The sequence below is a fragment of the Lentimicrobium saccharophilum genome (assembly GCF_001192835.1).
Classification (GTDB): domain Bacteria; phylum Bacteroidota; class Bacteroidia; order Bacteroidales; family Lentimicrobiaceae; genus Lentimicrobium; species Lentimicrobium saccharophilum.
The window spans coordinates 576,673-589,187 of sequence record NZ_DF968183.1; the positions used below are offsets into that span (position 1 = coordinate 576,673).

At 48.7% G+C, this 12,515-nt stretch carries 10 protein-coding genes; 4 read left to right on the top strand and 6 right to left on the bottom strand.

What is annotated here, in order from left to right:
- Positions 1–8: 8 nt before the first annotated feature.
- Complete coding sequence (locus TBC1_RS14335) at positions 9–611, bottom strand: class I SAM-dependent methyltransferase (RefSeq protein ID WP_062044390.1); 603 nt, start codon at positions 609–611, stop codon at positions 9–11.
- Between the two features lie 18 nt (positions 612–629).
- Positions 630–1,295, bottom strand: a complete 666-nt coding sequence (locus TBC1_RS14340) for a hypothetical protein (protein WP_062044393.1) — start codon at positions 1,293–1,295, stop codon at positions 630–632.
- A gap of 223 nt (positions 1,296–1,518) precedes the next feature.
- On the opposite strand from TBC1_RS14340, the gene TBC1_RS14345 reads away from it, so the two are divergent.
- The gene (locus TBC1_RS14345) at positions 1,519–2,784 is read left to right on the top strand and encodes an MFS transporter (protein WP_201781695.1); all 1,266 of its coding nucleotides are present in this window, start codon (positions 1,519–1,521) and stop codon (positions 2,782–2,784) included.
- Between the two features lie 76 nt (positions 2,785–2,860).
- Here the strand turns inward: TBC1_RS14345 and TBC1_RS14350 are convergent, their stop codons facing one another.
- Positions 2,861–4,978, bottom strand: a complete 2,118-nt coding sequence (locus TBC1_RS14350; RefSeq protein ID WP_062044396.1) for a T9SS type A sorting domain-containing protein — start codon at positions 4,976–4,978, stop codon at positions 2,861–2,863.
- A 138-nt stretch (positions 4,979–5,116) separates the two neighbouring features.
- On the bottom strand, positions 5,117–7,237 hold the full coding sequence (locus tag TBC1_RS14355) for an Ig-like domain-containing protein (RefSeq protein WP_062044399.1): 2,121 nt from the start codon (positions 7,235–7,237) through the stop codon (positions 5,117–5,119).
- Positions 7,238–7,480: 243 nt separating this feature from the next.
- On the opposite strand from TBC1_RS14355, the gene TBC1_RS14360 reads away from it, so the two are divergent.
- The 3 genes from TBC1_RS14360 to TBC1_RS14370 all read left to right on the top strand — a co-directional run bounded on the left by TBC1_RS14360 (position 7,481) and on the right by TBC1_RS14370 (position 10,874).
- Positions 7,481–9,691 carry a heavy metal translocating P-type ATPase gene (locus TBC1_RS14360; protein ID WP_062044402.1) on the top strand — a complete coding sequence of 737 codons (2,211 nt, stop codon included), beginning with the start codon at positions 7,481–7,483 and terminating at the stop codon, positions 9,689–9,691.
- 68 nt (positions 9,692–9,759) lie between these two features.
- Entirely contained in the window at positions 9,760–10,647 is an 888-nt protein-coding gene (locus TBC1_RS14365; protein WP_062045600.1) for a cation diffusion facilitator family transporter, read from the top strand.
- A 20-nt stretch (positions 10,648–10,667) separates the two neighbouring features.
- Positions 10,668–10,874, top strand: coding sequence for a heavy-metal-associated domain-containing protein (locus tag TBC1_RS14370; RefSeq protein ID WP_062044405.1), 207 nt, complete (start codon positions 10,668–10,670; stop codon positions 10,872–10,874).
- A 39-nt stretch (positions 10,875–10,913) separates the two neighbouring features.
- Here TBC1_RS14370 and TBC1_RS14375 read toward each other — a convergent pair whose 3' ends face one another.
- Positions 10,914–11,486: a superoxide dismutase gene (locus tag TBC1_RS14375; RefSeq protein WP_062044408.1), complete on the bottom strand. Its 573-nt coding sequence runs from the start codon at positions 11,484–11,486 to the stop codon at positions 10,914–10,916.
- A gap of 181 nt (positions 11,487–11,667) precedes the next feature.
- Entirely contained in the window at positions 11,668–12,381 is a 714-nt protein-coding gene (gene pepE, locus TBC1_RS14380; RefSeq protein ID WP_062044411.1) for a dipeptidase PepE, read from the bottom strand.
- Between the last annotated feature and the right edge of the window lie 134 nt (positions 12,382–12,515).

Sequence of the window (12,515 nt, forward strand, 5' to 3'; positions counted from 1 at the left end):
TTAAATAATCAGGCGACTAAGGCAGTACAAATATAGCTGTTCGATCCTGCAGATTCAAATGTCACCGTCGAAAAACCCGCATCCCTGAGCAGATTGGAGACAGTGTTAAACTGATAGATGCTATTGGGATTACCCTCAGTATAGGATGACAGTAGATTATCGGTCAAGGGATTGAGCTGCCTGAACCACTGATCGGCAAGCACCAGCCGGCCTCCGGGCTGAAGCACCCGGCACAGTTCGCGCAGACACAGTTTCGCATCCTGAAATGCGCTGAAAGCGTCAACACAGATAATGGCATCAAAGGAAGAAGCTTCCCAGGGAAGTCTCTGCTCCTTTCCATACCTTCCAAAACCGGTTTCAATGCTGATCAGGTTAAAAAGCCGGGGCAGGTAATCGGTTTCCGAAGCATCAAACAGGTTGATATTGGCAAGCACTGAATCCCCGCGTCTGTCACCGGGGGTCAGTTCGAGCAAAACCCCGCTTTTATTATGACCGACACGGCGTAACACCTGCCGGTAAAGCGTGCCGCGCCTTTTAGCACAAACCCTGCCTTCAAAAGAATAGGTCTCATGATACCTGATCTCAGGTCTGGTAATAATATATTGCAGCATATCAGACAAAGTTTATATTCAGAATACACCAAGTTTGAGCAATGCGCCGGCATGAAAACCGTTCATCAGATACTCACGGCCGGCATCCAGCCTTACAGCGGTTGTAAAACGGTAACTGACCATCAGGCCCAGGCGCATAAACCTCGACAGGTTTATCTCCATTTCAACACCCGGCTCAAGAATCAGGAAAGGCGCTGCTTCGATGGCAAACCGCTCGTTGTCGTATTCCCAGTCTTCCCAGTCGTATATATTGCGATCCTCAGTTAAGGCAACTCCTCCGGCCCCGAAAAGCATGGGGAATGAGAGATGAACCGGAAAATCAGGGGCAAAAACCGGTTCCAGCAACAATCCGCCATAACCGCCATCAATATAATAACCATCCGGAATGGTTTCCAGGCGGTCATAGTTTAAACCACCGATCATATCGGTAAAACCCGTGCCCGCGACGCCTATTGACAGGCTGTGGTTGATGCGTGCGGCAAGTCTCATCTGTCCGGCAAAGGCATTATGTCCTTTCAGGGCTGCATTCCCCATACCAAAAGAAATATATCCACCTAAGGCTGTTGGCTGATCGCCAAAAATGGTCCTTACCGGAGAGCTGACATCAAAATCCTCCTCCTGGGCAAACAGACGCGGACTAGTAGTAAGAAAAATCGCGAGCAGTGCGAGATGTATCATTTTCATAATCGTTGTGGTTAGGTTAACGAAGCAAAAGTAAACAGTCATATTACCCTGAGAAATTAATTTAAGGTGAATGCCTCCAAACAGCCGCCGATCAGTTTAAATCTGCACATGAACCGGAAAAAAATTTCGACTGTGCCACATGTCTTCCACAGCATAAATATGTTCAGAATCTTGTACGCATCCCCGGATTGTTTTGCTTAGTTTTGCCGTAAAAAGTCAGCTCTTGAACCGGTTTACCGATATATCCAGTTATCTTAACCGTCCGGGTTTTGCCTTCAGGTCCCTTCGGCACCGGAACTACCGCTATTATTTTTTCGGTCAGCTGATTTCACTTCCGGGCACCTGGATTCAGAATATTGCCCTGGGATGGCTGGTTTACAGGCTGACTGATTCAGCGTTTATGCTGGGAGCCGTCGGTTTTGCCGGACAGATACCAGCCCTGCTGCTGACTCCGGTCGCAGGCGTTTATGCCGACCGCACCAACCGGCGAAAAATCCTGATTATTACGCAATCTGTTTCCATGTTGGTCGCCTTTTCTGTTTCCGTTCTGATTTTCTCAGGAACAGTTGAAATCTGGCATATCCTTGCTGCAGCTATACTGAACGGAATCTCAATTGCGTTCGACACTCCATACAGGCATGCTTTCCTGGTTGAGATGGTCACAGAAAAGAAAGACTTACCCAATGCCATAGCACTGAATTCCACCCTGTTCAATACTGCGCGCTTCATCGGCCCTCCGCTGGGCGGACTGCTGATCGCCCTGGGGGGCGAAGGACTCTGCTTCCTGGTTAACGGGTTCAGCTTTCTGGCAGTTATTGGTACTTTGCTGGCGATGAACGTTAAGGCTACTGCAATAGTCGCTTCCGGAAAATCCATCTTCAGTGACCTGCTCTCCGGATTGAAATACGCATGGGGCAACCGTCCGATCAGGGTGCTGCTGCTGATGGTAATCACCACCAGTTTTACAGGCCTGCCCTATCAGGTGTTTATGCCGGTATTTGCCCGCGAGGTATTGGGTGGCGATGCCCAGACACTCGGGTTCCTGACCGGTGCCATCGGAGCCGGTGCGCTGACCGGAGCATTCTTTCTGGCTTCACGTAAGGGATTGTCGGAAATACCCCGGATTGTATTTGTGTCAGCTTCCATGTTCGGCATTGGACTTGCAGCATTCTCGCATTCAACCAGCTTCTGGCTTTCCATGGGTTTGCTGCTGATCGCCGGCTTTGGAATGGTTGTGGAGTTTGCATCCAGCAACACCTTGCTGCAAACCATGGTTGATGACCGGATGCGGGGCCGGGTTGTAGCCCTTTACAGCATGTCATTTATGGGAATCACCCCGCTGGGCAGCCTTACCCTGGGCTCGGTGGCAGAAACAACAGGGGTGCAGAATACCCTGCTGATTTCAGGGTTGTTATGTTTTGTGGCCTCATTAATATTTCTAAGAAAAATCCCGCTGATCAGAAATGCGATGAAAAAAGCGGGACTCTGAAACCTTAACTGTTATTCAAACAAAAAACCGGAAAGGTCAGTAACCCCTCCGGCTTTCATCAATCTGTCACTTTCACTTACCGTGAAACAATAAACCTGGCAGTGATATCCTTGTTGCTGCCAAGCAGGCGGATAAAATACAAGCCTGAAGGCAGGTTGCTGATGTCGATTCCGGCTTCGCCGCGAGAAGTTCCGAAATTGTTGACCGACATCACAACATTACCTACTACACTGATAACTTCAGCACGCTCAATGCCCGTAACATCACTGATGTAAAGGGTGCTGTTTGCGGGATTGGGATAAATGCTGTGTTTCACAACTTCATTTACCGGAACACCAACATTGAGCAGGGTAGTAAAGTTGCGGGTCACCGGCAGCGTAGCAACCCCGGTCATATTCTCAACCGCATCAACCCTGAAATAGTAACGCTGATCATACTTCAGGCTGGGATTGGGAACCACGACAATCTGGGTTTTAGCCGCATTGATGGTGGCGGTAAATCCTACCGGAGCACCTGTAGCCGCGCCTTCACGGAAATTGATCAGTTGGGCAACATTGCTGTTGGTAATGGCCTGGCCACCGATCATCCGTACCGCCTGGCTGTAATCAATTATGAATGTTTGATTAACAGGAACATTGACTGCGTTGTCATCAATATTTATTGTGGTTGTCGCACCTATTTCGAGAGAATAACCCGAATGAAAGATTCCTTTGTTTGAATTATCCTGAATAAAAATGGCCAGCATCAGGTCATCCATTTCCTCCACGTTGGTGGTTGACATGTCAACAGTATGTTTCAGGTTGAGCGTTTCACCGGAAACCAGGTTGGCAGTTGTGCCATTGGCATCAGGTACCATTTTCATCATCACATGATGAAACTCGGTTTCACCATTGGTTGCAACATTCTGCGTGGTTACCTCTTCGATGATCGCCATATGAACCTTAACATTCGGATAATTGGCAAAAGGAACAATATTGGCATCAATAATTACATTATTTCCCTGAATTTCGTGGGTAGAAACGATGTCAACATAAGTGTAGGTTCCATAAGTGGCGCTGAATGCAGCATTAACCGCTGCCGAATTGGTGCCGGTTTTCTTTCCGTCAACATAAAGATCAGGAACGGCATTTACGCCGTAATAAGTGCGACGGACTCCGCCTTCCGCAGTATAATAGGGATCACCGCTGCCGGGCCAGTTCATCTGATATTTAATCAGCGTAAGATTATCCCCATTCTGCTGAATAAAAGGGTTTAACACCCCATTGTTAAATGAAGCACAGGGTCCGCAGGTTGAACTGGTAAACTCTTCGAACAAAGGACGGTAGGGAATCAGCGCTGTCGGAATCGAAACTGATTTCACCATGGTGTCATTGGCGGTATTCAGGTCATTGCCAAGTCCGTTGACATTGGCAACCCACACTTTCAGATCGTAAACTCCGGTTGGCAGAATCAGCGAATCGGCACATTCAAAGTTATACAACCCTCCGGTAACAACATTCAGACCGGAAAAAGCAGTGGTGAAAATCTCTCCGTCATTAGCCTGCCAGCTAACTTCAGCTGATGTGACGGCTTCCTGTCCAAGATTAGCAAAAGCCCCTTTGACGGCCTTGTTCCCCACGAACAATGCCGGCACATCAATCATCGACATCGCGGCATCGCGCTCCAGGGGCACCAGTACTTCCACATCATCAATATACCAGTCTTTCATATTAGCGCTTGAGCCGTTCACATAGATGCTGAACTGAAAACTTGCAGCCCCGACATTTGCATTGCTTACAGCAATCGTGAGTGTTTGTGCGGCAATATCAGTTGTGGCATTGGTTGACCACACGGAATTCCAGGCTCCGTTATTTGAACGGGTGTCAACACCCAGGGTAATCGGACTGGAGTTGCCGTCAGCATGATCAAACATATGCTTCAGCCTGATGATAACTGAAGTGTAGCCGGTAGTGTTGATCTGAGGACCAATGATGCGTTGGGTTCCGGTAAATGAAGGGGTTCCCTTTACCCGCATTTCCGGAGCGGTACCACTCGCATTGTTTGTCTGCGATGAAGTCCAGTTCTGCATATTACCGAACACCATCCACCCCGCAGGAGGAAAAGTCGTCCCGCTGAAGTGCTCTTCGAACAATACCTGGGCAGAAAGAAAAGATGACAGGAAAACTCCGGCCAATAAAAGTAATGATTTTTTCATAATGTGTTGATTTTGTTTGATTTAAGAAAACAAGACAAGCTCCCTCTTTAAGGTTCTAAATATATACATTATTGTTTTTAAAAAACATTAAAATCAAAAAAAAGCCGGCAAATTTTTACAGTTGCCGGCTTTTTCACATCAGTTTAAAACAACGATCCTTAATGTCTGATTTTCTTTCTCAGCCCTGATCCGGATCAGATAAAAACCTTGCTGCACGGATTGCATTGTCAACCTTGCAAGATCACTGCCGGAAACGGGTACTGCAAACTTCCGGATTTCTTTTCCCGAAAGGTCTGTAAGGGTAATATCGTAAATACGGCCGCAGGCAGCCAATCCTGAAATCTCAGTATACTCAACTGCCGGATTCGGGAATACCCTTAAAGCAGATACATCAGCAATGGCCGTACCAGTAGTTGTTTCAGTAGTAAAATAAGTTACACAGGTATGCGTAGCCATTCCACTGTAATTCTCAAGGGGCAGAACAGTCAGCGTGTATTGGGCGCCTCCGGCAAGCGGCGCAACAGGGGTCAGTGTCACCATGGTCTTGTCTTCACTGACTTCTGCGGTGAATTCAACCGGAGTTTTTGAATTATCTGTCCGCTCAAGTGAAAACACGGTCGATGCATTTGCAGCAGTAAGTTCTTCCCCGCCCGACAATCTTACGGGCTGACTGAATGTAACGGTGAGTGGTTCGTCAACCTGCACGCCAACAGCACTATTGGCCGGATATGTATTAATCAGTGCACCTGTCAGCGTAGCATATTCAGCCTGGAACACTTCCTTTGTGACATTGTCCTGAAGGAATATGGCAACAAACAGGTCTTCCATTTCCTCCACGTTTGTACCGCTCATATCAACCAGGTGATTGATCTGAACCGGTACCCCTGTCTGTAATGTCGACAGACTGCCGTTACCGTCGGGCAACAAACGCATCATTACATGGTGAAATTCAGTTTCACCGTTGGTTCTTTTGTTTCCGGTTGTCACGCCTTCAAAAATCACCACATGCAGGGTGGCATTGTCAATATCGGTGAAGCTGGTTATTTCAGCATTTATGCCCACTTCCGTTCCCGTAATGGTATATTGACCAGAAATGGCGACAAATGCAGGATTGGCAATAGAATTATTAAAGGCGGTATTCACACCCGGTGATGAAGTGGCTACATTCTTTCCATCAACGAATAACATGGGTACCGCATTTACACCGTAATAATTTCGACGGCTTCCGCCTTCCTCTGTGTAATAAGGATCTCCCGAGCCGGGCCAGTTCATCTGGTATTTCACCAGCACGATTTCTTCCCCGTGCTGATTCACGAAGGGATTCAGTACCCCATTGTTGAACGAGGCACAGGGCCCGCAGGTGCTGCTGGTAAATTCCTCGAAGAAAGGCTTCCTGGGAAGTGTCTGGGTTGGTATTCTGATAATTTTTGCCAGGGTATCATTGGTTGCAACGTCGTCGGGTCCAGTGGCGCCGTTGACCTCACTCACCCAGATCCTGAGATTATATATGCCAGCGCTTATTTCAAGCTGATCGGGAAAAGTAAAGGGGATAGTCTCGCCAAGCGCCGCATTCAGCGCATCGAGCGTAGCGGTGTGCACTTCCAGATCATCTACCTGCCAGTTCAACTTCAGGCTCGTCAGCGGCGACAAACCCAGGTTGGTGACCGTAGTGGCGACATCCATGGGGCCTGTAAAATAAGTCGGCACATTGATATGGGTAACGGCAGCATCGGTATTGGCTGGAATAATCAGGCTGATGTCGTCAATAAACCAGTCGTTCAGATTATAACTGCTTCCACTGAAATAGATACAGAACTGAAAACCGGCGCTGTTAACATTGGCATCCTCTATCACCACTGAAACCTGCTCTGCGCTTACGCTGGCACTGATGGTCCGCGACCAGGCCACGGCCCAGGCACCTCCATCTGAACGGGTGGCAACGCCTATCTGGTAATTGCCGCTGTAATGATCGATCATATGCCTGAACTGCAACAACACCTTTGTGTTCCCGGTAAGATCAAGTGAAGGTGAAATCAGCCTGGTAGTTGTATTGAACTGGGGCGACCATGACATGTGTCCTTCCGGAGATGAACCACCGGCGTTGGAAGTGGAGCTTACTGACCAGTTGGAAGTCTGGGCATCAATGGTCCAGCCCTGCGGAGGCATTTCCCCTTCTGAAAAGTCTTCAAACAACACCTGCTGGGCCATCAGCCCCGCGGTCATTAAAAACAATGTCACAAACAGTAAAGTTTTCTTCATAATACGTTGTTTTACTTTTAGTTAAAAAAACAGGAAGTGACGATCAGCCTGCAGCTCATGTTAGTCTTTAACTATCATCATAAGTACCTGACTGATTTTGTTAACAGGTTCAAAAATAAATTAATTCTAAACAAATATTCAAATTAGGACAAAAGATTATAATTTTTTTTATCAACATGAATAACACAGCCATTCAGGCTTATATTTAGAAATGTTCTAAATTAGCAGTCCCGAATCAGCATCATGAAACCTGTTTATACTGATATCACTTTACCCGTGAGCGGAATGAGTTGCGCCGCATGCGCAACCAGCGTAGAAAGTATGCTGACTTCTCTCAACGGTGTATTTTCGGCTTCGGTAAACTATGCCACTTCCACCGTCCACATCCGGTTTAATCCTTTGCAGGTCAGCCTTGACCAGTTTCAGGCGGCCCTTAAACCCATTGGTTATGACCTTGTTATCTCCGCCGGCGATGAAGATGAGACCTTTGAACAACTGGAACTGAAGCGTCATAATACGCTCAGGCGCAGGCTCGTAACAGCCGCAGTTTTTTCGCTGCCGGTATTTGTTATTTCCATGCTGTGGCATCATCCATCAACAACGGTACAGTGGTTATTGCTAGCGCTCAGCCTTCCGGTTATATTTTATTCCGGACAGGGTTTTTACCTGAATGCATTCAGGCTTGGGGTGCGGGGAAAGACCAATATGGATACCCTTGTCTCCATCGGCACAGCGGCGGCATTTGTGCTGAGTCTTATCAATACCCTTTTCCCTGATTTTATTCCGGGTGACGGCATCAGCGCCTATGTCTATTACGAGTCAGCTGTGGTTATCATCACCCTGATTCTGCTGGGCCGGTTCCTTGAAGAACGAAGCCGGGGAAAAGCTTCGGCGGCCATCAGCAGGCTGATGCATCTTCAGCCTCAGACAGCCATCCGGCTGAAAGGAAACAATCAGGAAGAAGTGGCCATCAGGCATCTTTTACCGGGCGATACCGTGCTTATCAGACCGGGGGCAGTGATTCCCGTTGACGGCATCGTTGTTTCGGGAGGTTCCTGGATTGAGGAGAGTATGATGAGCGGAGAACCTGTCCCTGTTTTCCGGAAAACCGGCGACCAGGTGCTGGCCGGGACGATTAACAAAGACAGTGTGCTTCAGGTAACCACGCTGAAAACCGGAAAAGAAACGACGCTTTCGCGCATCATCGCCATGGTTGACGAAGCGCAGAACTCAAAACCACCGGTTCAGTTGCTGGTAGATAAAATATCAGCCGTTTTTGTCCCTGCAGTCATCCTTATCAGTATAGCCACTTTCATAGTCTGGGCCCTGATCATTCCGGATCAGCCGCTCACCTATGCCATTGTAACTTCCATCAGTGTGCTGATTATCGCCTGCCCCTGCGCGCTCGGGCTGGCCACGCCGACAGCGCTGATTGCGGCAATCGGCCATGGTGCCGGAAAAGGAATTCTTTTCAGGGATGCAGAAAGTATTGAAACGGCCGGAAAAACCGATGTTCTTGTAATTGATAAAACCGGAACACTCACCAAAGGGAAACCTGAACTGATTCAGGTTCATTATCCGGGGAACGGCTCACAGGATCAGATCAACAGCACATTCTCAGCCCTCACGGCCTTGTCTGCTCATCCCTTATCGGCAGCCGTTGCAAGAGGAATTTCAACGGAATCAACCGTCATTCCTGAGGTTGAAGAATTCACCGACCTCCCCGGCAAGGGCATTACCGGTAAAGTCGGGAACAAACGCTATTTTGCCGGCAGCCCGGCTGTCTTAAAAGAAACAGGCATTGTTCCGGATAAAGAGGTCCTGACCATACTCAGCGAATATGATAAACAGGCCGCCTCGCTGGTTTTATTAACGGATTCAACTGAAATACTCGCCATAGCCGCCCTCAGCGACACCCTTCGTGATGACGCCGTTCAGGCGGTTGAAGCGCTCCGCAGCGCAGGAATTGAACCCTACATGGTGACCGGCGACAACCAGGCAAGCGCCGCGCAAATTGCCCGGTTGGCCGGGATTACCCGTTTCAGGGCAACGGCATCGCCTGAAGATAAAGCTGCCATCGTCAGGGAATTGCAGGCCAGCGGCCGGAAAGTGGCCGTAGCCGGCGACGGCATCAATGATACGATTGCTCTGGCCCGGGCCGATGCAGGCATTGCCATGGGAGGCGGAACGGACGCCAGCCGAGAGGCCGCAGGCATCACACTTACCGGGCATCACCTGATGCAGGTTGCCGAAACCATACTGCTCTCCCGCAAAACAAATAAGATCATCAAAGAAAACCTTTTCTGGGCTTTCGGATACAATGTGATAGCGATTCCGCTTGCTGCCGGCCTGCTTTTCCCGTTTACGGGATTGCTGCTCAATCCCATGATTGCCAGTGCCGCCATGGCGTTCAGCTCGGTATCGGTGGTACTCAACAGTCTGAGACTCAGATAACAAATCATTAATTCATTGCAAAACAATTGATAAATCAGGATTACGGAAACAGAACTCCTGCAACACCCATGACTAACCATCAACATAACCATACGCCGGATCCGCAGAAGAACATCGCGGTTGCATTTTTCCTGAATGCCTCCTTCACCATTATCGAGATCATCGGGGGTATCCTGACGAACTCTGTGGCCATTCTTTCGGATGCGGTGCATGATCTGGGCGATACTTTTTCGCTTGGCCTCTCCTGGTACACCGAACGCATTGCCCGCCGGAAGCCCGACAGTCGATACACTTACGGATACAAGAGGTTTCCGGTCCTGGCGGCGCTGGTAAATGCCGTTTTTTTGCTGGGTGCATCCATATTTGTGCTGAGCCGCGCCATTCCGCTGATTCTGAACCCTGAACCTGTCTATGCAGAGGGAATGATCTGGCTGGCCATTCTCGGGATTATCTTTAACGGCGCAGCAGTCCTGAAACTGAGCAAGGGAGATTCAATCAACCAGAAGGTAGTGAGGCTGCACCTGCTCGAAGATACCCTGGGCTGGGCCGCCGTGCTGATCGGGGCTGTTGTTATCCGGTTTACCGGTCTGCTCTGGCTCGATCCGCTGATGGGCGTAATGATTGCCCTGTTTATAATCTATAACGCGCTGAAAAACCTCCGGGAAGCCCTGCGCATTTTCCTTCAGGCCTCCCCTGCCGACAGCGACATTCCCGAACTGGAAGAAAAGCTAATGAAAATTCAGGGAATTAACGAAATACACGACATACGCACCTGGACCATCGACGGAATGACCCATGTTTATACCCTGCACGTGGTGACAGAGCGCGGATTTCCGGCTGAAGGATATCCGGAACTGAAGAAACAGGTACGCGACACGCTGAAAGCCGCCGGGTTTGAATTTGTGACTATAGAAATAGACCGCTATGATGAACACTGCGGCCTCAGCGATTGTTGACCCTTGTAAATTTAGTTTAAATGATCAAACTGGAACTTAAGACCAACATTAAGTGCAATGGGTGCATTGCTGCAGTAAAACCCGGACTCGACGACACTGAGGGATTGACGCGCTGGGAAGTGGACCTTTCGGATCCCGACAGAAAGCTGACCGCAGAAGTTGAATCGGAAGAAGTAAAGGAGAGCCTGATTAAGACGCTGGAAAAAGCCGGGTATAAAGCATGGTAACAAACGGGGCAACCTTTTTGATTGCCCCGTTTCATAAGATTAAAGCCTTTCGGCGACCTTGTCCCAGTTAACGATGTCCCAGAAGGCGCTGATATAATCAGGCCGCCTGTTCTGGAAATCGAGGTAGTAGGCGTGCTCCCATACATCGCAGGTGAACAGCGGCTTCAGACCATCACGCAGTGGATTGCCGGCATTGGAAGTCTGCACGATCTTAAGGGCTCCTTCCTGATCTTCAACGAGCCAGGCCCATCCTGAACCGAATAGTTTGGCCGCAGCATCGGCAAAAACCGCCTTAAAGTTTTCAAAAGTTCCGAAAGAAGTGTTGATTTTCTCAAGCAATTTGCCGGCAGGTGTGCCGCCTTTTCCGCCGAGACCTTCCCAGTAAAATGTGTGATTCCAGACCTGTGCGCCGTTGTTGAAAATCCCGCCATCCGATTCCCGGATGATTTCCTCAAGGGTGGCATTCTCGAAACGGGTACCCACGATCAGATTATTCAGATTATTCACATAAGCCTGGTGGTGCTTTCCGTGATGGAAGCTGATTGTTTTTGCACTGATAACAGGTTCAAGGGCTTCCGGTGCATAAGGAAGCGGAGGTAATTCAAATTTCATGACGATAAATTTATATGGTGATTAATGTTTTGCTCCTTTGATTAAACAAATATACGAAAATGGCCGCTGGCACCCAAACCAATCACCAAAAATATCTTAACGAAATACATATCAAACAATTATACAAAGTAATAGCCCGGCGAACAATTTCACCGGGCCCCTTCTTGTCTGAATCTTCAGCTTAATCCAGCATCAGGAAACCGACCTCTGAACCGGGTTGAATTTCCCTTGGAGTGGTTCCATAACGGAAAATACGCATGGGATGGCGGCCAATCAGTTTAAGATTGCCGTTATCGTATTGAAGCGAGGTGGCTTCCCGAAGCCCTGCAACGTAAACGCCCGGGTTGGCGGCAATAAATTCTTCGATGCGTTGCTCCCGGGTCTCCCCTCCGTGTCCGGCAGGATGTGCATCCAGGTAATGCGGATTGATCTGGAAAGGGATCAGTCCCATGCAGTTGAAACTATCGGGTTCTACGATGGGCATATCGTTGGTTGTACGCAAGGTGGGACATGCCACATTGGAGCCGGCGCTCCATCCCATATAAGGAATTCCAGCCAGCACACGGCCTCTGATGGCCTGCATGATACCGGTGCGCTGCATCTCCCTGACCAGGTGAAACGTATTGCCGCCGCCAACGGCAATGGCCTCGGCTTCAACTACGGCACGGATGGGGTCCTGCTCATGGTGGATGGAATAAATTTCATAACCAAACTGCTGAAAAACAGCATTTACCTTTGCTTCATAGTCGTTATAGGTAACAGTCACACCGGCATATGGAATAAACAAAATCCGCTTTACGCCGGTATCTTTGAGGAAGTTGCTGATATCCTGCCTGGGCCAGCCAAGATACTCCTCACCGGGATTGGTTGAGTTACTGATCAGTAAAAGTTTCATCGTTGGTCTTATTTATGATTTCTCGGTTAGTCCCATTTATATTATACATTCATACAGGAACACAGTATTCCTGTATTTGAATTTTCAAACATAGTAAAAACCCCTGAACCTGCAAAATAATATCCCGGCAAGGC

Coding starts and splice junctions, on each gene's coding strand:
- TBC1_RS14340 (WP_062044393.1), bottom strand. CDS start 1,295: ATGAAAATGATACATCTCGCACTGCTCGCGATTTTTCTTACTACTAGT.
- TBC1_RS14335 (WP_062044390.1), bottom strand. CDS start 611: ATGCTGCAATATATTATTACCAGACCTGAGATCAGGTATCATGAGACC.
- TBC1_RS14365 (WP_062045600.1), top strand. CDS start 9,760: ATGACTAACCATCAACATAACCATACGCCGGATCCGCAGAAGAACATC.
- TBC1_RS14355 (WP_062044399.1), bottom strand. CDS start 7,237: ATGAAGAAAACTTTACTGTTTGTGACATTGTTTTTAATGACCGCGGGG.
- pepE (WP_062044411.1), bottom strand. CDS start 12,381: ATGAAACTTTTACTGATCAGTAACTCAACCAATCCCGGTGAGGAGTAT.
- TBC1_RS14375 (WP_062044408.1), bottom strand. CDS start 11,486: ATGAAATTTGAATTACCTCCGCTTCCTTATGCACCGGAAGCCCTTGAA.
- TBC1_RS14360 (WP_062044402.1), top strand. CDS start 7,481: ATGAAACCTGTTTATACTGATATCACTTTACCCGTGAGCGGAATGAGT.
- TBC1_RS14350 (WP_062044396.1), bottom strand. CDS start 4,978: ATGAAAAAATCATTACTTTTATTGGCCGGAGTTTTCCTGTCATCTTTT.
- TBC1_RS14370 (WP_062044405.1), top strand. CDS start 10,668: ATGATCAAACTGGAACTTAAGACCAACATTAAGTGCAATGGGTGCATT.